Genomic DNA, 23,012 nt, shown 5'->3' on the forward strand with positions numbered 1-23,012 from the left:
ATGAGAATACCTCTAGTTAAAATGTTTTTTTTTATAAATTTGTTCCCAAATGAAATTAAAATCAACGCACTAAATGAATAACTCCTTTAAAAATTTCATCTGAAAAACTAAGTGCATAAAAATAATCTCCTGTGGGGTCATTTTCTCCTAGCCATTTAAAATTTCGGTCGATACTGATAAAGATTGATTTTCCCCAACGATTAAAAATTTCAAATTTCTTAAATTGTCTCTTACAATTATCTTCTGAAATATGCCCTAAATCGAAATAATCATTTATTCCATCTCCATTGGGTGTAAATGTATTAAAAGGTTTCAGTAAATTTTCCGAAATAACGTTATCTTTTAAAATTAATCTGACGCTGATTGAGTCTTGTAATTGAACACAACTATTATCTCTAGAGCTAAAATTAACAACAAATTCTTTTGAATCTTTTCCTCCGAGTAAAACACAAGTTGGATTCCATTTAAACAAACTACTTACATTACCTTTACCTTCCTTGTTTTCAAAAGTCATTGAGGCATTTTTAAATTCAAAACCCTTTGGTGAACCCAGTAAGCTAAGTTGTTCATTATCAATATCTTGACTATTTACATTGAAAGTTAGTTCATTAGAAATATTTGGACTAACAGTTAACTCAACAGTATTGTTTGCCAATGAAGTATTGATTGTGGGCGAATTATTGGGCTTCGATTTTACCTCAACTGGTACCGAATAAACTGTTTGCGAACTGACTCCACATCTAAAATCTTTTGCAATAAAATCTAACAATAATTGTTTTTGCTTGACGGCTTCACAATTCGGAATAAACAATAAATCGGAATTCACTTTTCCTAAGCCTTGTTTTGGTAAAAAACTAAATCCATAATTTCCAAGAGAAAAGTTTCGGCCATTTCCAGAAAGCATTAATGTATCATTATCAATATCATTGCTGAAAACAGTAAATTTCAAAGTATCGCCATACGAAACGATGGCATTATTAATAAGCGAAGTAGTAACTAAAGGCTTATTGTTTTGATTTTCCTCAAATTGTACTTTCATCCTAAAAGCACGATTTTGTGGAACAGGACAACCATTATCGCTAATATTAATAAAAAACTCTGCTGGAGCATTATTTTTTGTGATAATACATTCATCTAAACAAAAAGAAGTTTTCAAAGTATCTTTGCTTTTTATCTCAACATTTATGGTTGAAGTTAGTAGGATTTTTTTTGTATCAAAATTCACTCCTTTTGCAGAAATTGTTACTTTTTGATTCAAATCTGCATCAGTAAAAAGTACATCAAAACAACGTTTTTCTCCTTTTTTTAAGATAATTGTTTCTCCTGACTCAAATATTTTTTTTGAGTTCTGACTACTCACCATTACTTGCGGTGGATTATTATAAATACAATCAATTACTTTTAGTTGAAAATCTCTTTTTACTCGGCCAATTCTAATTCCTTTTCTAAATTCTTCTACCATCACTGAAAAAACATAAAGCCCAAGTTTATTTGGTTTGACAAATAACACACCTGTCTGACTATCAATTTTTAAGGGAATTTCACCTGGAATGACATTATTGATATTAATTCCATCAACCCACGAAGCTTCACGATAGTTATACATCGGTGAATTAGTTGGATTTGAATTTTGGGGCGAAGAATTTCCAATCCAAGGAACAACCAAATGATAAGCTAAACTATCACCATCGGCATCAATGGCACTAAAGTCCATTTCAAAATTTTGATTAATACAAATATAATCCGCAATAATATCACGGTATTTAGGTGTAGAATTAACCAAAGTGATTGGAGGAAATTCGGTATAAAATACCATTCCGACATTGCTTGGATTTTTTATATTAGTGATAATTGCATTTCTACAACACCTTTCCCAAACAATCATATAGCCTTCAGGGTCAGAAAATAATTCAGCGGTAAGGTTTACCGCATTACTATATTTCATCAGCAAAGTAATTAGATCACCTTTTTGGCAAGAAGGGTCAACGTATTTAATTGGCTGACGAAAAATCTGAGGACAAGTTACTTCTCCAACGAGTACCAAATCGCGTTTCCGATAAATTTGAAGTTTTATCGATAAATCTTCAGCAGCCGTTCGCCCATTGATTGCATCAAAATATAAACTAAGCGTTACTTGGTGAGTTCCATTACCAGCTACAGGATTTTTTAAAGGGACCAGTTCAATTTCCCCGCCAACAATATGAGAAGCATAACTGAAAACACTAATTAATTGAATGAACAAAAAGAATACAAGTCTTTTCATAGTAAATTTATTTCAGAATTAGGTTTTTAAAATGATAGACGAAAAAAGCAGGTTAAAGGTTGGATTTTGAACTTCAAGCTAAGTTAGATACTTTTGTGAATTATAATACTTGAAAAATCAAAAAACTTGATTTTCTAGCTCAAAATGGCAATAAAAATAATGGGAAGAATAAAAACATTTGTAATTGATTCAATTGAAGTTGAAAACTTTGCGGCAGAGGGAAAATGTATTGCCAAACACAATGGACAAGTTATTTTTATCGAAGGGAGTAATGTACATCCTGGTGATAAAGTAAAATTATTTGTGAATAATCGAAAGAAAAATTATGCCGAAGCCAATGTTCTTGAAATATTGGAAGCCTCTCCCCTACGGATTGCTCCTTTTTGTCAGCATTTTGGCGTTTGTGGCGGATGCAAATGGCAACATGTACCTTATGAAAAACAGCTTGCATTAAAATGGAATCAAGTAAATGACCAACTAACAAGAATTGGAAAACTAAATTTACCAGAAATAAAGCCAATTTTAGGTTCGGATAAAACTCAATATTACCGTAATAAATTAGAATATACATTTTCTAATAGTCGATGGTTTACAAGAGAAGAAATAAGTATCGAACAAGAAATGAGCAAAAATGCCCTCGGATTTCATGTTCCAAAAAGATTTGAAAAGGTTTTGCCAATCGAAAAATGTTACTTACAAAAAGAACCATCAAATGCCATAAGACTTGCTCTAAGAGACTTTGCTAATGAACATAATTTCACTTATTATGACCACATTGCTCACGAAGGCTTTTTGAGAAATATCATGATTCGTACCTCAACAACGGGCGATATGATGGTTATGGTACAATTTGCACAAAATAACGACGCAGATATACAAGCTGTGATGGAACACCTTCATCAAAATTTTCCAGAAATAAATTCTTTGAATTATATCTTAAATCAGAAAAGAAATGATACTTTTTTTGACTTAGAAATTCAAACATATTTTGGGAATCCGTACATTGAAGAAAGAATGGAAGATTTGACATTCAGAATAGGTGTGAAATCTTTTTATCAAACAAATTCTGAACAAGCGTATGAATTATACAAAATAACTCGTGATTTAGCAGGCTTAACTGGTAATGAGTTGGTTTACGATTTATATACAGGAACAGGGACGATTGCTAATTTTGTAGCAAAAAAAGCAAAAAAAGTAATTGGAATAGAATACGTTGCAGATGCAGTTGAAGATGCAAAAATAAATGCTGATGTCAATAAATTAGATAATACGTTATTTTTTGCTGGCGATATGCGTAAGTTTTTAACAAATGAGTTTATTGCTGAGCATGGAAAACCAGATGTAGTTATCACTGACCCTCCACGAGCGGGAATGGACGAGCCAGTTGTGAGAACTCTCATGGAAGCCGCTCCAAAAACCATTGTTTATGTAAGTTGTAACCCAGCAACGCAAGCAAGGGATTTGGCAATATTGAGTGAAAAATACGATATTTCAGTTGTTCAACCAGTTGATATGTTTCCGCATACTCACCATGTTGAAAATGTTGTTAGATTGGACTTGAAAAAATAAACTCATAAAAAAAAGGTCTGAAAACTCAGACCTTTTTTTTATACTAAACCTAATTCTTCGACAATTTGAAGATTTTTAGTATTTTTTCTGGTTCGGTATGCAATCTCTGGCTTGTAGCCAACAGTTGTTTTAGCATAATAGCCAGTTCCATCGTATGTTCTTTTTCTTGGATTTTCTTTACAAGCCTCTGAACATGCACCTTCCATTTTAACGCCACAATTTTCACAAATAGGTAAATGCTCATTGCACTCAGGATTTGCACAATTGACCATTCTATCACAATCAGTACCACAAATGTGGCATTTAGAAATCACAACTGGATTAATTGTATTAACATCAGTTGTTAGTCGATTATCGAAAACGTAGCATTTTCCGTCAAAATTTTCTCCACCTTCCTCAAGACCATATTTAATAATTCCGCCGTGTAGTTGATAAACATCCGTAAAACCTTGAGAAAGTAAATAGGCACTCGCTTTCTCACACTTAATGCCGCCAGTGCAGTAGGTTACAATTTTTTTATCACGTAAATGTTCAATTTCATTGATATGGTCAGGCAATTCACGCAAATTTTCCATATCAAAAGTTACCGCTCCTTTAAATTTACCAACTGAATGTTCATAGTTTGAACGCATATCAACTAAAACAACATTCGGGTCATCTTTCAATAATTTTTTAAAATCAGCAGGCTCAATATGTTTTCCTGTTTGTTCTAATGGATTCACAGGAAGTTCTGAATGAACAATTTCTTTTTTAATCCTTACATAAAGCTTTGTAAATGCATGTTTGTTTACATGTTCAACTTTAAAATCTACTTTTTCAAAGCGAGGGTCAGATTTTACCCAAGACATATATTTGTCAGTATCTTCGACTAAACCCGAAACAGTACCATTTAAACCTTCAGGAGCAATAATAATTCGGCCTAAGAGATGATTATCTAAACAAAATTGATGATGTATATCACGGTATTCCACAACATTTTCAATTGGAGAATAAATGTAATACAACAACGCACGATAGTTTTGATTAGATAAGTTCAATTGAACTTCAGTAGAATTTTGAGTAGCTTTTTTTTCTTCTTTTTCCATTTTATCAATTTTTCAAGGTGTAAACTTGACTTGAACTTCGGCAAAATTACAAAACATATTTTTTTAATTCTATGATTTTTGTCAGATTAAGGCTTATTTTGTAAAATGATCTAAAATCAAATCCATAGATTTGAATAAAAACCTTAAATTATAAAATGCACATCGCAATTACTGGCAATATAGGTGCTGGCAAAACAACATTGGCAACGAAGCTAGCAAATCACTACGGTTGGGATGTACTTTATGAAGCTGTTGACGGAAATCCATACTTACCACCATTTTATGAAGATATGGAAAAGTGGGCCTTTCATTTACAAATTTATTTTCTAAATAGTCGTTTTGAGCAAGTTTTGAAAATAAAAAAAATGACCGAGGAAAAAACAATTATTCAGGATAGGTCGATTTATGAAGATGCGTATATTTTTGCAAGAAATTTGTATGAATCTGGAAAATTCAATGAAACTGATTATCAGACCTACAAAAGTATGTTTAATACCATCACTCAGGCAATTACACACCCAGATTTAATGATTTATTTGCGAGCAGATTTACCAAAATTACAAAGACAAATCAATAAACGAGGACGAGATTTTGAAAAAAACATTGACCCCAATTATTTATTAAGTCTTAATAAGTTGTATGAAGATTTTGCCAATTTATACACACACGGTAAACTATTAATAATTGATGTTAATAACCTAGATTATGCCGAAAATGACGCAGATTTTGAACAAATAGTTGACCTTATTGATAAAAATATCAGTATGGGAACTCAACTAGAGTTTCTAAATATTTAACAATTGAGCCTTGAAATAATTTTCAAGACTCAATTGTTTTAGGCATTTATAGGCGTTTTTGGTTTGAAATATTTCCTGTTTTTCCAGAAAGTTTTTAATCTATCAAAATATACATCATAAATATCGCTTTCAAACAATCTGGCATCATTGGTTGCTTTGCTTAGAAAGTATGTACCAAAACCCAATAAGACAACATCAGGCATCCAAACGCCTAAAAGGACAGGCCAAATATCTTCTTTAGCGTATTTATCACCAAGTTGCATTAAAACATACATCAAAATAAAGAAAGTAATAGAAAGCAAAACTGGCATTCCGAAACCACCTTTTTTAATAATAGAACCCAACGAAGACCCAATTAGAAACATCACAAAACAAGCAAATGCCATAGTAAACTTATGCCATTTTTCAACATCAGCTTTGATTCTGTCTCTTTTTTTGCTTTTTATTATATCAACAGTTGTAACAAATTGGTCACGAATATTTTTTGCTTGAGAAATTGCTGTTTCAAAGGATTCTCCCATTTTCGAAGCTGTATTAAAAGGGGCTACTTTTTCATTGGCCCATTTTCCAGCAACAATTGGTTTCTTTTCTCGAGCAAATTTAGATGTGTCTTTCGGATATTTTTTAAATTGAAATGAATACAATTGTGTGGCTGTATTGATTTGTGATTTTAAAGACATATCAATATTTTTATCAATCGAATCAGATTGAGCATTCAATTGAGAAATATTTTTCATGTATTCATGATACTTAAATTGTGCTTCATCCGTACGCCGCATTCCGAACGATTCTAATGAAAATACCATTTTATTTTGTTTGAAAGCATTTTTTACAAATTGAGTTTCATTGTAATTACCATCATTTCCACGATAATCAACATAGTTTGTGCCATTAAACAACTCAAAAACCAAATATGTATTATCGTACATAGTGTACATTTTACCAGAATCAGCCAAGGTTACATTTATATTCCCATTATTCGATGAATGGTTATAAATGGTTACGCCTTTTAGGGTTTTACCGTCAGAAAACTTTTTCAAAACTTTAATACTATAGCCAGGGATTTCCTTATAAAAAATCCCTTCTTTAACATTTAAAGTCACTTTAGTAGTTTTAACATCATATAGTAAACTGTAACCTTTGAGGTTAGCCCAAGGATTGACAGTATTATTGAACCAAAGCGAAAACAGACTTACGCCAAAAGCAAAAATCATGGCAGGTAATAAAACTCTCGAAATTGGAATTCCAGCAGACTTAATAGCGGTCAATTCTGAGTATTCCCCTAAATTTCCGAAACACATCAAAGAAGCCAATAATACAGAGAGCGGAAGGGCAATAGGAACTGTAATTAAGGAGAAGTAAATAAATAATTTCGCAAAGACATCGTATCCTAGGTCTTTTCCTACAAAATCATTGAAATAAAGCATCAGGAAACGCATTAAAAAAATAAAAACTACCACGCAGGTAGTTAGAATAAATGGCCCGATGAACGACCTAATAACTAGAATATCTATTTTTTTCATGCAAGGCAAAATGATTTTAGACACAAAATTCTGACAGGAATTTCATTTTCACAAGACCATTAAGTTTATTTAACAAAGAATTTCAGAATTGATTAATATACAAATAAATATTAGCTTGATTTCGATAAAATCAAAAGTTATCTGGATTAAATTATTATGGTTAGGTTTTTGTCGTTTTTCAACCACCAACAATTTCTTTAATCTTATAAATCATATCGTCCCAAATATCTTCAAGCTCGGTTTCGTCATTTATATCCGAATTATCCGTAATTTTCAAAAAAGTAGCATTTGTCAATTCGCTTTGGTCTAAACGAAACTCAACATAATTTCCTTTTTGGTCGTCTTTTAAAAAATCAAACTTAACAAGTTTATTAACTCTAGAAACCGACATTCTTGCTGGGTGACTCTCATTGTCCCAAACAAAATCAAAATTTGAATCACTCGTATATTTCACTTTTGAAGCAAACCACTGTTGTAATCCAGCTGGAGTACTAAAATAAGGATACAATACTTTTGGTGAGGCTTTGAATTCGTATTCTCGTGAAAATTTGAATTTTTCCATAATACTTATTTTTTAAGAAATATAACCTAAATCGAACTCGACTTAGCCTTATTAAATAACTTTTCCAAGATTCTCTATAATTTTAAAGGAAATTTTGGAATCATAAATTAGTTTTTTTGCAATGTAAGAAAACTTTATGTAATTTTGCAACATATTCTTCGGGACAACAATAAAACGTTGTGAAAATACGAAAAAAATACTGCGGGATAGCTCAGATGGTTAGAGCGTAGGATTCATAACCCTAAGGTCGGCGGTTCGATCCCGCTTCCCGCAACACCCAAAGAGTCTCATTTTTGAGGCTCTTTTTTTATTTACACTGAAAGATTAATGTAATATTTCAAAAATTAACTTTTTCAAAATATCGCTTTCTTTCTCTTCGCCTGTTTCTACTCCTTTTGATTTTAAGTCTGCAATTTTAATACAATGTATTACAAATGCTAATTTTGCCAAAGAATAATTTCGTGCTGCCATCGAATAATCTTTTGCAAAGAAACTATTCACTTTTAATAAAGCTGCAATTCCAGCATCAGATTTATCTTCAGCTCCATGAATCATCAAAACTTTACTAAAAAAATTATATAAAATAATTAAAATTGGCTGAATCGGATTATCTCTTGGGTTATTTCCAAAAAAAATAATAATCTGATTTGCCTTTAAAACATCACGTTGAATAAGTGCTTTTTGAAGTTCAAAAACATTGTATTCTTTACTTATTCCTACATATTTCTGAATCACATCAGCATCAATTCCATCACCTAATTTTACATTCAAGATAACTTTTTCTAACTCGCCTGTCAATCTTTTCAAATCATTACCAATATGTTCGATAAGGAGTTGGATTGCTTTCATACTAATCTTAACACCCCTTCCATGACAATAACTTGCAACAAATTCTGGCAATTGATTGTCATACAATTTCTTGAAATTTTGTAAAACGCCTTGTTTACCAAATGCCTTTACCCACGTTTTTCTTTCGTCTTGAGCATTGGAAAAACAAAGTACTAATATAGTTGACAACAAAGGATTAATGGCATAATCTTCAAGCAATTTTTGGTTTTCTTTTAAATCAATTCCTTGTATTTGATTCGCATCTTTAACAATAATTAATTGTTTTTCAGCCATCATCGGAAATCTACGGGCATAATTTAGTAACGCTCCTACCGAAAGTTCTTTTCCAAAAAGCACAAACTCATTAAATCCTTTTTCGTGGACAGGAATGGCCAAACTTTGTATTTTATCTACGATTTGTTCAATATGAAATTGTTCTTCTCCATGTAGTAAATATAATGATTTAATGGAATCTTTTTTGATTGATTTTAAAATTTCTGACATTGAAATATACTAAATTATTGCAAAATATTTGATACAATATAACCTTTTTTATCCAAAAAGTTTTTACACTGGGAAATCATTTCAGGAAAAAAAACTTTGAATTTATCTTCAAACAATTGATAATGTATTTTTAAATCTTCGGTAGCATTTTGCATATTTGATTCATAAACTGTTCGTCGAGAAATTCCTTGTAACGCCCTTTCAATTCCCCAAAATTCGCTATAATTTTTAAGCCAATCATATTTTATCATTGATTCTATCATAGGTTTCATGTTTTCTGGTAAAATCTCCCAATTTAATAAAAAGGCTTGATGCACTCTTTTCCTGAAGTCTGGGAATGGCTCATCCGAATATTCATCCCAATGCAAAGCCAAAAAATGGTCAAAATAAATATCAACCAAAACAGCAGCGTATTTATGATATTTTGAATAAAGCAGTGATTTACAATCACTTACAGCCAAATGAGTATCTGTAAAACTGTCTATTAAACGATGTAACAAGATTCCATCTTTAATGATTGAATTATAGGAAGCATTTCTTGGATGGTCGATTCTTCCAACGACAAAATCTTCTAAAAGATTTCCTACAATAACCTCTTGGTTTAATCCTGAAAGAAATAAATGTGCCAAAAAATTCATTAAATTGTCGAATATGTGTACGTTTGCGACAAAGTTAGAAAAATAACATCTATAAATTTAAAAAAAATTGGCTGATGAAAATCGAAGAGAATAAAGTTGTAAAAATTGTATATGAACTCCAAGTTGGAGAAGGAGAAAATCGTGAACTTATTGAAATCGTGCAAGATGACGAACCAATGGTTTTTATTCAAGGTTTAAGCGGACTTCCAGAAACTTTTGAACAAAATTTGAATGGATTACAAGCAGGTGATGAATTTAAGTTTTCGGTAAGTGCTGAAGAAGGTTACGGCGAACCAGACCCTGAAGCAATTATTGATTTTCCAATTGAAAATTTCAAGATTGAAGATGGTGAAATTCCTGAAGGAATGCTTGAAATTGGTAATTTTATTCCTTTCTCGAATGAAGATGGTAATAGAATGAATGGCAGAATCACAGAAATACATGAAGATTATGTACTTCTTGATTTCAACCATCCATTAGCTGGTCAGCAAATGCACTTTGAAGGAAAAGTTCTTGCCGTGAGAAATGCAACTTCCGAAGAAATTGCTCACGGGCATGTGCATGGTGAAGGTGGCGTAACTCATTAAGCGTTTTCTCCAAATTGAACTGCTTCAACCCCAAATTTCCTTAAGAAATCTACGCCTTCATCATTAGGAATTCCTTTGTATTGGGCGTATGATTTCCAATAAAAAACTTTTTTTATTTTCATCGAATAAATCACCCTTGCACACGAAATACAAGGAGATAAGGTCACATAAAGTGTTGAGCCTTCAATATTAGCTCCATTTTTTGAAGCATATAAAATTGCATTTTGTTCTGCATGTAATGCCAAAGAACAACTTCCTTTAGAATCCCGTGGGCACCCATGTTCAGGATATTCTTCGTCACAATTATGTGTACCAGCTGGTGGGCCATTGTATCCAATTGAAATAATTCGCGTATCTTTCGTTAGAACCGCACCTACTTGGGCTTTCACACAATGAGAACGATATGCCAGATTTTGTGCTAATTCCATGAATATTTCATCAAAGTCTGGTCGATGCTTCACAACTTTTTCCATATTAATATCGTTACTTGTAATGCTAAATGAAAAGATTTTTTTGTAATCAAAACGCTAAATTATGAAATCTTACCCAAAGAGAACACCGTCGATTGTATTTCTTTTTCTATTATTAATCTATTCCTCAACCATCGCTAGAGCAGAAATACTAGTTGATAGTATTGTAAAACCGCAAATCCGTAATAGTCCAATCGTGATTGCAAATTTAAAAACAACTGAAAATAATTACGTAAAATGTACTTATGGACAACCATTAAAAAAAGGTAGAGAAATTTTCGGAAATCTAGTTCCTTACGGGAAATTATGGCGAACTGGGGCAAATGAAGCAACAGAAATCACTTTTACAACAAACGTTAAAATTGGAGAAACAAACTTAGCGGCCGGAACATATACTCTTTTTAGTATTCCTGATAAAGAAAAATGGACAATTATTTTAAATTCTGAACTAGGTCAATGGGGTGATTTTAGTTATGATGCCAATAAAAATGTACTGATTTATGAAACGGGCGTTCAATTAAACTCTGACATTTACGAAGGATTCACGATTCAATTTGAAGATATTCAAAATGGTTTTAATATGTATCTGTTATGGGATAATGTAAAAATTAGTGTTCCAATTATGAAAATTGGAGAAATTGAAAAAAATACTAAAAAGAAGAAACGAAGAAAAAATTAATATTTTGGCACAAATAAATTTTGTGCCAAAATATCAATACAAAGCAACTTTTTTCTGAATCACCTGCTGAACTGAAGTAACAGTAAGAATATAAATTCCTGGTGATAAATCTTTATTCTTCAAAGTAATAACTGTACTTGGTAAATCTGTATAGGATTCGTTATAAATTTCACGACCAAAATTATCACGCAAAACGACATTGAAATCTTGAAAATCAGGCAATAATATTTGAAACTGAAGATTATTTAGTGGCAAAGGGTTTTGGAAATTCACTTGCAAAGTTTCAGAAGGTGGTAACTGAAACTTTGCATAATTAAGTACTCTTTTTCGTCTTTTACTCAAATCAAGAGCCGCTCTCATTCTTTCTTTTTGGCCTTGAGTAAAAATATTCATACATGAATCAGGAGAATAATCCATATAATTTTCAATCATATTCCTTGTTCGTGTTCCAGAACAAGTTGAAAAAATATCCTTACAAAATGCAGAATTATTTGACCCTGCTGCAATTGGGGTATCAGCTACATAATCAGTACCGCATCTTTCATCACCCCATGTATGATATAATCCCATCCAATGGCCAATTTCATGCGTTACTGTTCTGCCAAAACTATAAATTCCTTTTGTATTCGTACCAATTTTTTTTCCAAAAACAGTATAATCAATAAAAACACCATCTAGTCGTTCATTGGATTCAGAGTCAAGCCCTTCAATTGATTCAGCAAAAGGAAATTCACCATAACCAATATAACTTGAACTGAAAGTTGCTATCCAAATATTAAGATATTTATTACTATCCCAATAAGCAAGATTAGACATTATTTCTCTATCAGCATCATTAACTATATTAAAATCTTTTTTGGTTGAATAAGAGCGTGTGATTCCTGTAGATGGCTTTCCTAAAGGGTCAATATTTGCTAAAAAAAACTCAATTTCAACATCAGCACCAACTGGATTAGTGTTATAACCTAATGTACCTTCTTTTTTTCTATAGTCTTCGTTTAAAACTTTAATTTGAGAATATATCTGTTCATCAGAAATATTATTTCCTATAATTGCTCCATTTGCTTGGTTATGAATAACATGAACAACTACCGGAATTCTAATAATCTCCGCTGCAATCCTAAAGTTTTTTTGAGAATTTATCTGTGCTTCAAGTGCTTGCTCATACCTAATTTTTCGTACACTATATTGTGAATTAGAAAATTTTGCAATGGAATCACATACTTCATTCGCACAAATACGTGTTTTTTGAGCCATTGAAGTAAATCCAACCAAAACAAAAAAAAGTAAAATGTTTATTTTTTTTTTCATAAAATTAAAGACGAGAACATTAACACTTTGGGTTGCAAGCATTTATGTAATCTAGTTTGCCTCAGATTTTTCGTAAGCTTTCAAAATATCACGCACTAACTTGTGCCTAACTACATCTCTATCATCCAACTCAATAAATCCGATTCCTTTAATATCTTTCAAAATATGTAAGGCATCAGCCAGACCAGATTTTTGTTTGGTAGGCAAGTCAATTTGCGTTTTATCTCCTGTTATAAATGCTTTTGAAAGTGGCCCCATTCTCGTTAAAAACATTTTAATCTGCATTGGTGTTGTATTTTGGGCTTCGTCAAGCAAAATAAAAGCATTATTCAACGTTCGACCACGCATATAAGCAAGCGGAGCAATTTCGATCGTATGATTTTCAATATAAAATTTGAGCTTTTCAGATTGAATCATATCTTCCAACGCATCATAAATTGGACGTAAGTAAGGGTCAATTTTTTCCTTCAAATCTCCTGGCAAAAAACCAAGATTTTCACCCGCTTCAACTGCAGGTCTTGTAATTATAATTTTTTTAACTTGTTTTTCCTTCAAAGCCTTCACAGCAAGAGCAACAGCTGTATAAGTTTTTCCAGTTCCAGCAGGACCGGTTGCAAAAACAATATCAAACGTTTTTCCTGCTTCAACCATTTTTTTTTGGTTAGCAGTTTTTGCCTTGATTGCGTTACCTTTTGTGCCTATTAAAATTAGTTCATCATCAGGAGTTTCATGCGTGGCAGATTCTGCATCTTCTTTCAAATAACTTTTTACTTGTTCGGTTGATAACCTACCATATTTTTGCAAATGCTGAATCAGCAAATCTAGCACATCAGAAATTCGATTTATTTCATCTGTATTTCCTTTAATCAATATTTGATTTCCACGCGAAATAATTTTGCTCAATGGAAATGCACTCGCCACTTCTTTGATATTAATATTTTCTACTCCAAGAAAATCAGTCAAAGAAATTTCTTCATCCAACGTAAATACTTTATCTGTCAAAATTAAAATGTTTTGTTAAATCGTTGTAAATTGTACCAAACTATCGACCAAATCACTAAGACTATTATTCAGTATATAGACTTATTGTGACACCCAAAGTTCAAAAATTATTCACATATTTGCTTATTTTTCCACAAAAAAATATCAAAAAGTTACTTTACTACTGATTATCAGTCTTTTATAAAACTTTTAAGGTTTTGATTAAATGGATAGCACTTTTAAAAAACCTTTTTTCTTCTTAACATTGTGTTAATATTATGGAAAAAAGTTATCAAAATAATTCGTCTAATAGCAACCAAAATCCAAGAGGCTTTGGAAAAAACCTCTTTTTAGAAACTTTGCGTACAGAAACTGGTAAACTTCCTCCACAAGCCATCGAACTTGAAGAAGCTGTTTTGGGTGCTTTAATGATTGAAAAAGATGCACTCACGGCGGTTGTTGATATTCTTCAGCCATCGAGTTTTTACCGCGAATCACACCAAAGAATCTATAATGCAATTCTGCAGCTTTTTGGTAAATCCGAGCCAATTGATATGCTTACAGTTACAACTCAACTGAGAAGTAATGGTGAGTTAGAATTCGTAGGTGGAGCTTCATATTTAGTCAAATTAACAAATAAAGTTAATTCGGCCGCTAACATTGAATTTCATGCCCGTATAATCACTCAATCTGCGATTAAACGTGACATGATAAAAATTGCAGGGGATATTTTAAAGGATGCCTACGAGGACACAACTGATGTTTTCAATCTTTTAGATAAAACTGAGCAAACTTTCTTTGAAATTTCCGAAAGAAATATTCGTAAAAATTACGCTGATGCAAGTACCATCATGCGTGCAACGATTGAAGAGTTAGAGAAAAAGAAAAATAATAAAGATGGCTTAACGGGTGTTGCCAGTGGTTTTACAGCACTTGATAGAATTACAAGTGGTTGGCAAAATACCGAGCTAACAATTATTGCAGCCAGACCTGCGATGGGAAAAACTGCTTTTGTAGTTTCGGCAATGAGAAATGCCGCCGTCGAATGGAATATACCAGTTGCGATGTTTTCACTCGAAATGTCAGCAACACAATTGATGTTACGTTTGATTTCAGCTGAAGCCGAAATAGACAGTAATAAACTAAGAAAAGGTAAACTCGAAAACCACGAATGGGTTCAATTACACCAAAAAATTAAAAATTTATCAGCTGCTCCAATTTATATTGACGATACTCCTGCCCTTTCGATTTTGGAAATGCGGGCTAAATGTCGTCGTTTAAAAGCTCAATTTGATATTGGTCTAGTAATTATTGATTATTTGCAGCTAATGACTGCTGATAGTGGTGGCGGGGCAAAAGGAAATCGGGAACAAGAAATTGCCGCTATTTCAAGAGCAATGAAAAATCTTGCAAAAGAAATCAATGTTCCAGTGATTGCTCTTTCTCAATTAAGTCGTGCTGTTGAAACGCGTGGTGGAGATAAAAGACCTCAACTTTCAGATTTACGTGAATCTGGTTCGATTGAGCAAGATGCCGATATGGTTATGTTTTTGTATCGTCCTGAATATTATAAAATCACACAAGATGAACAAGGAAATTCAACCGAAGGCATTGGTGAGGTAATTATTGCCAAAAATAGAAGTGGTGATGTTGATACTGTTAAGCTAAAGTTTATTGGAAAATATACGAAATTTACCGATTTAGACGGTTTTTATTCTCCTTTACCTGGACAAGATGGTTTTGGAGATTTCAATATGCCAAAACCAATAAATACGGCAAATTCGTTAGAAAGTTTTGAAAAAAGTGTTAATCCAAGTCCCAATTTGGGTGGAACTGTAACACTAGGTAGTAAAGCCAATAAACCACGAAATTTGGATGATGAAAAGGATTTTCCATTTTAAACAATATTTTTCCTTTTAATTAAGAAAGGAAAAATCTACTCATTTTTTCATGATTGGTGTTTTCGACTCAGGCATCGGCGGATTGACTTTATTGCACGAAATTATTGAGCAATTGCCAAATGAGCAGTATTGCTACTATGCTGATACTGAAAATGTTCCCTACAGTACGAAAACTGAAGAACAAATCAAGGAATTTGTTGAAAATGCTGTCAACTTTTTTCTCCAAAAAAATGTAAAAGCAATCGTTTTGGCTTGCAATACTGCTACAAATGTTTGTGTTGAAGATTTAAGAAGTCGACTGAACATTCCAATTATTGCCATTCAGCCAGCCGTTAAAGTGGCTGTTGATTATGATTCTACGAAATTGAATGGTGCAAGAAAAAAAATATTGGTTTGTGCAACACCAATAACACTTCGTTCTGATAGATTTCAACGTTTAGTTGATTCTCTTAATGCAGATACAATTGTTGAAAGAATGGCTTTGCCAGAATTAGTAAAGTTTGCTGAAAATGAAATTTTTGACGGTCCTTCATTTAATTATATAAAGGAAACTTTGAATCAGATTGAACTGCGTAAATTTGGCTCTTTTGTATTAGGATGTACTCATTTTACTTATTTTGAGCCAATATTCAAGAAATTAGCTCCTCAATTAAGTATTTTTGATGGAAATGAAGGCACGGCTAGACATTTAAAAAATATTTTAGAAAAAATGAATTTGCTTGAAAATAGTCAGAGCAAATTTTCCATTGAATACATCGAATCGGGCAAGCCAACGGTAAACATAATGCGATTTAATAGATATATTGATTTTATTAAAACATTATACTAATTCTTTTCGCATCACATAATCATTCATCCAATATGGTCCAATAGGAATATCTTCTTCTAAAAGCATCTTAAAACCAACCTTTTCATAAAAAAAACGAGCTTTATTGAATCTATTTACATTTAAGTCTAAGGTTTTAACACCTAATTTCGTTAATTGATTTTCCACTTCCTCTAAGATTTTTCGGCCAAAACCTCCCCCTTGAAAATCAGGATTCAAGTATAACTTATTCAATTTATAAATCTTATTTTTATCATCTTTTTCAGAATAAGAAGCAAACGAAACGACTTGATTATCAATCAGTTGTAAAACAAATGTTTGACCATTATTCATTTGTTCTGCTAATGCCTCTTCACTATAAATCAAATCAAACATGTATTGTGGTTGCTCCTTTCCAAGAATAGGTTCGTATGTAACAAACCAAGTTTTATTAGCAATTTCTCGAATCACTTTAATATCTTTGTGCGTTGCATTTCTGTAGGTAACTCCTTGTTGAGACATAGTCTTAAATTTTATAAATTTATAGGCAAATATAAACTCTGCTTGCATAACATTTTGTTAATTTGCACTAAAATTATTTCTGCGAATCAATTTTCGCTACAACAAAAATATGAAACCACTAATATTAGTTACCAACGATGATGGAATAACATCTAAAGGAATTGCTGTTTTAATTGAAGTAATGAGAAAAATCGGTGAAGTTTTTGTTGTTGCTCCCGATAGCCCAAATTCTGGAATGGGTCATGCAATTACTGTAGATAGTACGATTCATGTTAAAAAAAATAAAATATTCAAAAATATAGAAGCCTACGAGTGTTCGGGAACACCCGCCGATTGTGTAAAATTGGCAAAACATCATTTTTTGAAAGACCGTAAGATTGATTTAGTAGTAAGTGGAATTAATCATGGACTAAATTCTTCTATTTCAGTCATTTACTCGGGAACAATGTCTGCCGCTGTTGAAGGAGCAATAGAAGGGATTCCTTCAATCGGTTTTTCTTTAGATGATTTTAAGTATGATGCAGAGTTTACTCACATTAAACGTTGGATAAAACGCATTACTGAGAAAGCTTTAGCAAACGAATTTCCTGCAAATGTTGCTTTAAATGTTAATTTTCCTGCTTACAGTGAAAATCCTATTAAAGGTGTAAAAATCTGCCGTCAAACAAATGGTTATTGGCACGAAGAATTTGATGCAAGAAAAGACCCACATGGGCGTCCATATTTTTGGATGGGTGGCGATTTCGTGAATCGAGAACCAAATGCTGAAGGAACAGATTTACACGCATTAAGTCAAAATTATGTTGCAATTGTACCTGTGCATTACGATATGACTGCCCATAATACAATTAAAGAATTGAAAAGGTGGAAACTTTGATTAGTACAACAAAATAGAATCATTAACTTATTATTTCATGTAAATATATGGCAGTTTTAGGTAGATTATTGAAAAGTAGTATCAAATTTACAAGTACTATTCAACAAATCAGAAAAATTAAACCAGCTAAATGGCAAAAAAAAGCTTTTACGAAACTCATTTCAAAGGCTCGTTATACTCAATTTGGTGAAAAATTTAATTTTGAAGAAATTTTAAGTTCAGCCATTTTTGAAGGAGATACTGAGTTTTATGAAAAATATAAAAAATATGTTCCAATTTATGATTATAGTAAAATTTATCAAGATTGGTGGTATAAAGCTCGATTGGGTGAAAAAAATGTGTGTTGGCCTGGTAAAGTAAAATATTTTGCCTTGAGTTCGGGAACTTCTGATGCTGCGTCTAAAGCAATTCCAGTTACTAAGGATATGATTAAAGCTATTCAGAGAACGAGTATTAATCAAATTATTACACTAGGACAATATACTTCATTGCCAGCAGATTTGTATGAAAAAGGCTATTTAATGCTAGGTGGAAGCACCGCCTTGAATGAAGTTGATTCACATTATGAAGGTGATTTGAGCGGTATAACTACTGGAACAATCCCGATTTGGTTTCAAAACTTTTATAAACCAGGTCAAAAAATTTCTGCACTAAAAGATTGGGAAAATAAACTTGAAGACATTACAATAAATGCTCCAAACTGGGATATTGGATTTTTAGCGGGTGTACCTGCATGGCATACAATTTTACTCGAAAGAATTATAAAAAGATATAATCTAAATAATATTCATGAAATGTGGCCTAATTTGACCGCATTTGCATGGGGCGGAGTTTCGTTAGAACCATACAAACAAGGGCTTGAAAAATTATTTGGAAAACCAGTAATCTATATTGAAACATACATGGCTTCAGAAGGATTCTTGGCTTACCAAGACCGTCCAGATGGAAATTTAAGATTAGTCTTAAATCGAGGTATATTCTTTGAATTTATACCTTTTAATGAAAACAATTTTGATGAAGACGGTAATTTAGTTTCAAATCCTGAAACTTTAATGGTTCAGGATGTTGAAGAAGATATTGATTATGCACTTCTAATTTCTACTTGTGCTGGAGCTTGGCGTTATTTAATTGGCGATACAGTTAAATTTACTGATAAAAAACGCATGGAAATCAAAATTACTGGAAGAACAAAGCATTTTTTGAGTTTATGTGGAGAACATCTTTCAGTTGACAATATGAATCATGCCATTGAAATTGTTTCTAAAGATTTAGGGCTTGATATCAGAGAGTTTACTGTAATTGGAGTAAAACATCCACCTCTTTTTGCTCATCAATGGTATATCGCTACTGATGATAAAGTGGATGAACAACAACTTTGCGAATTAATTGACAAAAAGATTTGCGAACTAAACGATGATTATGCTGTTGAGAGGAAACATGGTTTGAAAAATATTTTTGTAAAAGCACTTCCAAGTCAGGCATTTTATGATTGGATGAAAATGAAAGGTAAAGTTGGTGGTCAACACAAATTTCCGAGAGTTTTAAAAGGGAAATTAATTGATGAATGGGAAACATTTTTAAAAGAAAATTATTCCTGAACATGACCTAAAAAAGGCCTGAATTATTAATAATTCAGGCCTTTTATTATTTCTTCTTATAAACATCATCACTAATTGTATCAGCTTTAGCTTTTAACAATGTTGCTATTTGTTGTTCTGTCATACCTAAATCAATTACAAGATTGGGCAATGATTTTTTGAGTTTTTCTGCACCGACTTGACTTACTTTTGTTTTCCATAAAAATATCTTTTTTAAATTTTTGAGCAAAGCTAATCGTTGTAATCCAGTATCGGTAATTGATGTACCAATCAAATTAAGATATTCTAGGTTTTGGAGCGTTTTTAATTGGTCTAAACCTTTGTCAGTAATTTTTGTATTTTGGAGATGAAGGCGAGTTAAGTTTGAAAGTTTGGAAACTTCTGTTAATGCTTTATCAGTAATCTGTGTATTATTCAGTTTTAACCATAAAGTTTGATTTGGAGCTATTGCTATTAATTTCGAATCATTATCAGCAAATTTGGCATTATTAAGATACGTAAGTTCAACATAATTAGTGTTTTGAGATAATGGCAAAATCATCCCACCTGATTTTTTTATTTCCTCGAAAACATTATTATCAATGGCATCGACTTCTGCTGTGAGTAATTTTTCTTCCATTTCAAATTTTACTTGTTTTACTATAGAATTTGATGAAACAGCAACTCCCATTCCACCACCAAGTGTTGCCAAAACAGGTTTAATTGATTCATTTACAGCTAGTTGTGAAACTTTTTTTGTAAATGAAGCACCTTCTTCAACCCACCATTTCATTAACGAAAGTTCGTTTTCAGAAACTTGATTTTTACCTTTTGGTGGCATGTGATGTTCGTCCGATTCGGGCAATAAAATTCTTTTAATAAACTCACTTTCAGCAATATTATTTGCCTTGAAAATAACCCCATTTTTACCACCTTTTTGTAATAATGAAATATCATCCATTCTTAATTCACCTTTTATTTTATTTTTGTTATGGCATTGCTCACATTTTTCCTTAAAAATTGGATGAATTATATCTTGGTAAACCATTGCGTCATTGACATTTGCAATTTTTGTTCTTTCTGATAATTTGTCATTGTTTTTTTTCTCTGACATGCCAAACCATTGCCGTAAAAGAGTTGGTGTATTTTCCGTTAAATAATTTTCGCCATGTGTAAGATTGCCTCCATGGTGCCCTGCAACAAACATCATTAAAGTTGCAAAAATCAAAGATGGAATATAGAATACCGTATTTATTCCAATTTTATCTGTTAACCAGTCATTTTTTGAAGACCAGGCAATCCAACAAAAAATTGTCATCCAGATACCTTGCCATTTATGTTCACTTAGCATTTCTTCTTCATAACCGCCTTCCAGTGAAAGAAAATATCCTACAACGCAAGCCAATGAAGCCATTAGTCCAGTTACAAATAATGAAATTTTGACAAAATCAGAACTGATTTCTAATTTACCAGATATTTTCAGGATTTCAATGATGGCAATTAGTAATAAAAATCCAATAGGTAAATGAACTAAAAGAGGATGGAAACGCCCAAAAAAGGAGGTCCATTCATTTATAGAAAGAAGAATTGGTGAGTAAAACATATAGTTTAATATCTTAGGATTGAGTGCAACTTGTTTAGACAAGTTAGTATTTCAAAAATACGAATCATAAAGTAAGAATCAAAAAAAAGAGCCAAAACATAAAGTTTTGACTCTTTTAAAATCATTTTCTTAAAGAGAAAATAGTTTTTTTAATAAAATTAATAGCCAGGATTTTGAACCAATGTAGGTTTTCCATCTTTTTGGCTATTCAATATTTCATCATTTGGAAGTGGGAAATAAGCATTTTTAGAAGTAAATACTTTTCCTTTCAAATAACCACGTTTGTTATAAGTTCTACCACTCATATCTACACCGTCAACTGACTCTTCAGCCACGTACTTATTAAGGTATTTTTCAGCAATTCCCCAACGTACTAAATCGAAGAAACGGTGACCTTCCATTGCAAATTCCAATCGATTTTCCATACGAACGGCATTACGAGCAAAGTCAGCTCCATTTGCAGCAAAAGTACCACTTGGATAAGGATTTACAACATAATTAATTGAAGGATCTTGAACTGAGCCAGTTTTTGCACGGTTACGAATCATATTTACATATTCTTCTCCAGCTTGTAGGTTTCCTAATTCAATTTCACATTCAGCTAACCATAAAATAACAGAAGACATTTTTAATAATCGGTAGTTGTTATTTACGTTTCTTTTAGAAGTTGAGTGAGTTGAACTACCTTCATCTGCTAAATAATACATCCATTTTTTTCCAATGTATGGTCCAGAATAGTTTTGGTTTCGTATCCATGAATAGCCAGGCATTTGTCCCCAATCAAGGAAATTTACACCTCTACGTCCAACAGTCCAATCCAAGCGTGGGTCAACTGGAATTGTTCTATCAAGATTAAATGCTTGATCAGATTTTAAGCCTTGGTCATTTGGTAAATCAACTTTGTTATAGGTATCTTCAGTTCCATCTGGTGAATTACCAATTAAAGGCAAACCATTACTGTCGGTTTTAAAGGCATTTACCAAGTTTTGCGACGGTAAATAGAATCCACAACATCCTCTACCTGGAGAGTTAGCAGAATATGGCCAGTTTAAGTTATCTCCAGCGTTTCCGTTATTTCCATTTGTACCATCATTGATTGAAAACTCAACTTCAAAAACTGATTCAGCATTATTATTAGTGATATTACGATAATTATCATGGTAATTTGGCATTAATTTTTTGCCAGAATTTTTATAAACATCTTCCAATAAAGCTTTAGCAGCAGCCCATTTCTTTTGGAAAATAAGTGCTTTTGCTAAATAAGTTTTAGCAGCCCATTTTGTAGCTCTACCTTTTTGACCTTGCACAGCTGGTAAGTTATCAGCAGCAAATTGAAAATCGGCTTCAATTTTTGACCAAATATCTTGATCATTCGGTATTTTGGTTGAATTTGGGTCAGCAGCAACATATATTTTCTCATCGATATATGGTACTTTATTCCACATTTTTTTTGCTTCAAAATGATAGTGTCCACGTAAAAATCTTGCTTCTGCAATTACTTGATTTTTTTCTGCATCTGTCATGTCTTTTATTTCTGGACTCGCCACTAATTGAATTGCTTCGTTTGCACGAGCAACACCATCGTAAGAATGTTGCCATTTTCCTAAGAAATAAGTATTGTCTGACAACCAGTTATATTGTTCTATATATTCTTGTTCTGGTTGGTCACCAATATCTGTACCTTTTACGGCATCACCGCTCGTAATTCCGCCAAAAACATAATTGGAAATCGTTGATTGACGTCCTGTATTACCAGCACCTACGCCGTCAAGTAATGAGTAAGCACCAATCAATACGGCATTTACACCATTTTTGTTGCTCAATGAAGCCAATGAAGCTGCTCCTTGAGGCTGAATATCGAAAAATGACTCAGAACAAGAAACGCTTATTCCTATCAATCCTATTATTAATAATTTTTTCATTTTAATAT

The 23,012-nt window shown here is 32.3% G+C and carries 20 protein-coding genes and 1 tRNA gene; 9 read left to right on the forward strand and 12 right to left on the reverse strand.

Going from position 1 to position 23,012, the window contains the following annotated elements; all coding sequences use genetic code 11:
* Window positions 1-61: 61 nt before the first annotated feature.
* The gene (locus MJQ71_RS05310; RefSeq protein ID WP_238805183.1) at window positions 62-2,263 is read right to left on the reverse strand and encodes a T9SS type B sorting domain-containing protein; all 2,202 of its coding nucleotides are present in this window, start codon (window positions 2,261-2,263) and stop codon (window positions 62-64) included.
* 144 nt (window positions 2,264-2,407) lie between these two features.
* On the opposite strand from MJQ71_RS05310, the gene rlmD reads away from it, so the two are divergent.
* Window positions 2,408-3,832: a 23S rRNA (uracil(1939)-C(5))-methyltransferase RlmD gene (gene rlmD, locus MJQ71_RS05315; RefSeq protein WP_374759612.1), complete on the forward strand. Its 1,425-nt coding sequence runs from the start codon at window positions 2,408-2,410 to the stop codon at window positions 3,830-3,832.
* Between the two features lie 38 nt (window positions 3,833-3,870).
* Here the strand turns inward: rlmD and trhO are convergent, their stop codons facing one another.
* A complete protein-coding gene (gene trhO, locus MJQ71_RS05320; protein WP_238805184.1) occupies window positions 3,871-4,917 on the reverse strand; it encodes an oxygen-dependent tRNA uridine(34) hydroxylase TrhO in 1,047 nt (348 codons plus the stop codon).
* A gap of 155 nt (window positions 4,918-5,072) precedes the next feature.
* Between trhO and MJQ71_RS05325 the strand changes: the two genes are divergently transcribed.
* A complete protein-coding gene (locus MJQ71_RS05325; protein WP_238805186.1) occupies window positions 5,073-5,714 on the forward strand; it encodes a deoxynucleoside kinase in 642 nt (213 codons plus the stop codon).
* A 38-nt stretch (window positions 5,715-5,752) separates the two neighbouring features.
* Here the strand turns inward: MJQ71_RS05325 and MJQ71_RS05330 are convergent, their stop codons facing one another.
* A complete protein-coding gene (locus MJQ71_RS05330) occupies window positions 5,753-7,237 on the reverse strand; it encodes an LptF/LptG family permease (protein WP_238805187.1) in 1,485 nt (494 codons plus the stop codon).
* Window positions 7,238-7,415: 178 nt separating this feature from the next.
* A complete protein-coding gene (locus MJQ71_RS05335; RefSeq protein WP_238805188.1) occupies window positions 7,416-7,799 on the reverse strand; it encodes an START-like domain-containing protein in 384 nt (127 codons plus the stop codon).
* A 200-nt stretch (window positions 7,800-7,999) separates the two neighbouring features.
* Between MJQ71_RS05335 and MJQ71_RS05340 the strand changes: the two genes are divergently transcribed.
* A tRNA-Met gene (locus MJQ71_RS05340) sits at window positions 8,000-8,073 on the forward strand.
* A 50-nt stretch (window positions 8,074-8,123) separates the two neighbouring features.
* Here the strand turns inward: MJQ71_RS05340 and holA are convergent.
* Window positions 8,124-9,131: a DNA polymerase III subunit delta gene (holA, locus tag MJQ71_RS05345; protein ID WP_238805190.1), complete on the reverse strand. Its 1,008-nt coding sequence runs from the start codon at window positions 9,129-9,131 to the stop codon at window positions 8,124-8,126.
* Window positions 9,132-9,145: 14 nt separating this feature from the next.
* On the reverse strand, window positions 9,146-9,769 hold the full coding sequence (locus MJQ71_RS05350) for an acyl carrier protein phosphodiesterase (RefSeq protein WP_238805196.1): 624 nt from the start codon (window positions 9,767-9,769) through the stop codon (window positions 9,146-9,148).
* A 74-nt stretch (window positions 9,770-9,843) separates the two neighbouring features.
* Here MJQ71_RS05350 and MJQ71_RS05355 point away from each other — a divergent pair, with 74 nt between their 5' ends.
* A complete protein-coding gene (locus MJQ71_RS05355) occupies window positions 9,844-10,356 on the forward strand; it encodes an FKBP-type peptidyl-prolyl cis-trans isomerase (protein WP_238805198.1) in 513 nt (170 codons plus the stop codon).
* Here MJQ71_RS05355 and MJQ71_RS05360 read toward each other — a convergent pair.
* A complete protein-coding gene (locus MJQ71_RS05360; RefSeq protein ID WP_238805200.1) occupies window positions 10,353-10,829 on the reverse strand; it encodes a deoxycytidylate deaminase in 477 nt (158 codons plus the stop codon). The two genes, MJQ71_RS05355 and MJQ71_RS05360, sit on opposite strands and share 4 nt — an antisense overlap.
* A 61-nt stretch (window positions 10,830-10,890) precedes the next feature.
* Between MJQ71_RS05360 and MJQ71_RS05365 the strand changes: the two genes are divergently transcribed.
* Window positions 10,891-11,505, forward strand: a complete 615-nt coding sequence (locus tag MJQ71_RS05365; protein ID WP_238805201.1) for a DUF2911 domain-containing protein — start codon at window positions 10,891-10,893, stop codon at window positions 11,503-11,505.
* A 33-nt stretch (window positions 11,506-11,538) separates the two neighbouring features.
* Here the strand turns inward: MJQ71_RS05365 and MJQ71_RS05370 are convergent, their stop codons facing one another.
* Both MJQ71_RS05370 and MJQ71_RS05375 read right to left on the reverse strand, forming a co-directional pair.
* Window positions 11,539-12,816 (reverse strand): M43 family zinc metalloprotease, encoded by a 1,278-nt coding sequence (locus MJQ71_RS05370; protein WP_238805203.1) that lies wholly within the window; start codon window positions 12,814-12,816, stop codon window positions 11,539-11,541.
* Window positions 12,817-12,867: 51 nt separating this feature from the next.
* Window positions 12,868-13,818 carry a PhoH family protein gene (locus MJQ71_RS05375; protein WP_238805205.1) on the reverse strand — a complete coding sequence of 317 codons (951 nt, stop codon included), beginning with the start codon at window positions 13,816-13,818 and terminating at the stop codon, window positions 12,868-12,870.
* Between the two features lie 257 nt (window positions 13,819-14,075).
* Here MJQ71_RS05375 and dnaB point away from each other — a divergent pair, with 257 nt between their 5' ends.
* Both dnaB and murI read left to right on the forward strand, forming a co-directional pair.
* On the forward strand, window positions 14,076-15,698 hold the full coding sequence (dnaB, locus tag MJQ71_RS05380; protein ID WP_238805207.1) for a replicative DNA helicase: 1,623 nt from the start codon (window positions 14,076-14,078) through the stop codon (window positions 15,696-15,698).
* A 49-nt stretch (window positions 15,699-15,747) separates the two neighbouring features.
* A complete protein-coding gene (murI, locus tag MJQ71_RS05385; protein ID WP_238805209.1) occupies window positions 15,748-16,527 on the forward strand; it encodes a glutamate racemase in 780 nt (259 codons plus the stop codon).
* Here murI and MJQ71_RS05390 read toward each other — a convergent pair.
* On the reverse strand, window positions 16,519-17,025 hold the full coding sequence (locus MJQ71_RS05390) for a GNAT family N-acetyltransferase (RefSeq protein WP_238805210.1): 507 nt from the start codon (window positions 17,023-17,025) through the stop codon (window positions 16,519-16,521). The genes murI and MJQ71_RS05390 overlap by 9 nt on opposite strands.
* A 109-nt stretch (window positions 17,026-17,134) precedes the next feature.
* Here MJQ71_RS05390 and surE point away from each other — a divergent pair, with 109 nt between their 5' ends.
* Both surE and MJQ71_RS05400 read left to right on the forward strand, forming a co-directional pair.
* On the forward strand, window positions 17,135-17,902 hold the full coding sequence (surE, locus tag MJQ71_RS05395; RefSeq protein ID WP_238805211.1) for a 5'/3'-nucleotidase SurE: 768 nt from the start codon (window positions 17,135-17,137) through the stop codon (window positions 17,900-17,902).
* Window positions 17,903-17,949: 47 nt separating this feature from the next.
* A complete protein-coding gene (locus MJQ71_RS05400) occupies window positions 17,950-19,500 on the forward strand; it encodes a GH3 family acyl-acid amido synthetase (protein ID WP_238805212.1) in 1,551 nt (516 codons plus the stop codon).
* A 46-nt stretch (window positions 19,501-19,546) separates the two neighbouring features.
* Here the strand turns inward: MJQ71_RS05400 and MJQ71_RS05405 are convergent, their stop codons facing one another.
* On the reverse strand, window positions 19,547-21,082 hold the full coding sequence (locus MJQ71_RS05405; protein ID WP_238805213.1) for a c-type cytochrome domain-containing protein: 1,536 nt from the start codon (window positions 21,080-21,082) through the stop codon (window positions 19,547-19,549).
* Window positions 21,083-21,240: 158 nt separating this feature from the next.
* Complete coding sequence (locus MJQ71_RS05410) at window positions 21,241-23,004, reverse strand: RagB/SusD family nutrient uptake outer membrane protein (RefSeq protein ID WP_238805215.1); 1,764 nt, start codon at window positions 23,002-23,004, stop codon at window positions 21,241-21,243.
* Window positions 23,005-23,012: the final 8 nt, after the last annotated feature.

It is taken from the genome of Emticicia aquatica, assembly GCF_923079645.1.
In the GTDB taxonomy this organism is placed as follows: domain Bacteria; phylum Bacteroidota; class Bacteroidia; order Cytophagales; family Spirosomataceae; genus Emticicia; species Emticicia aquatica.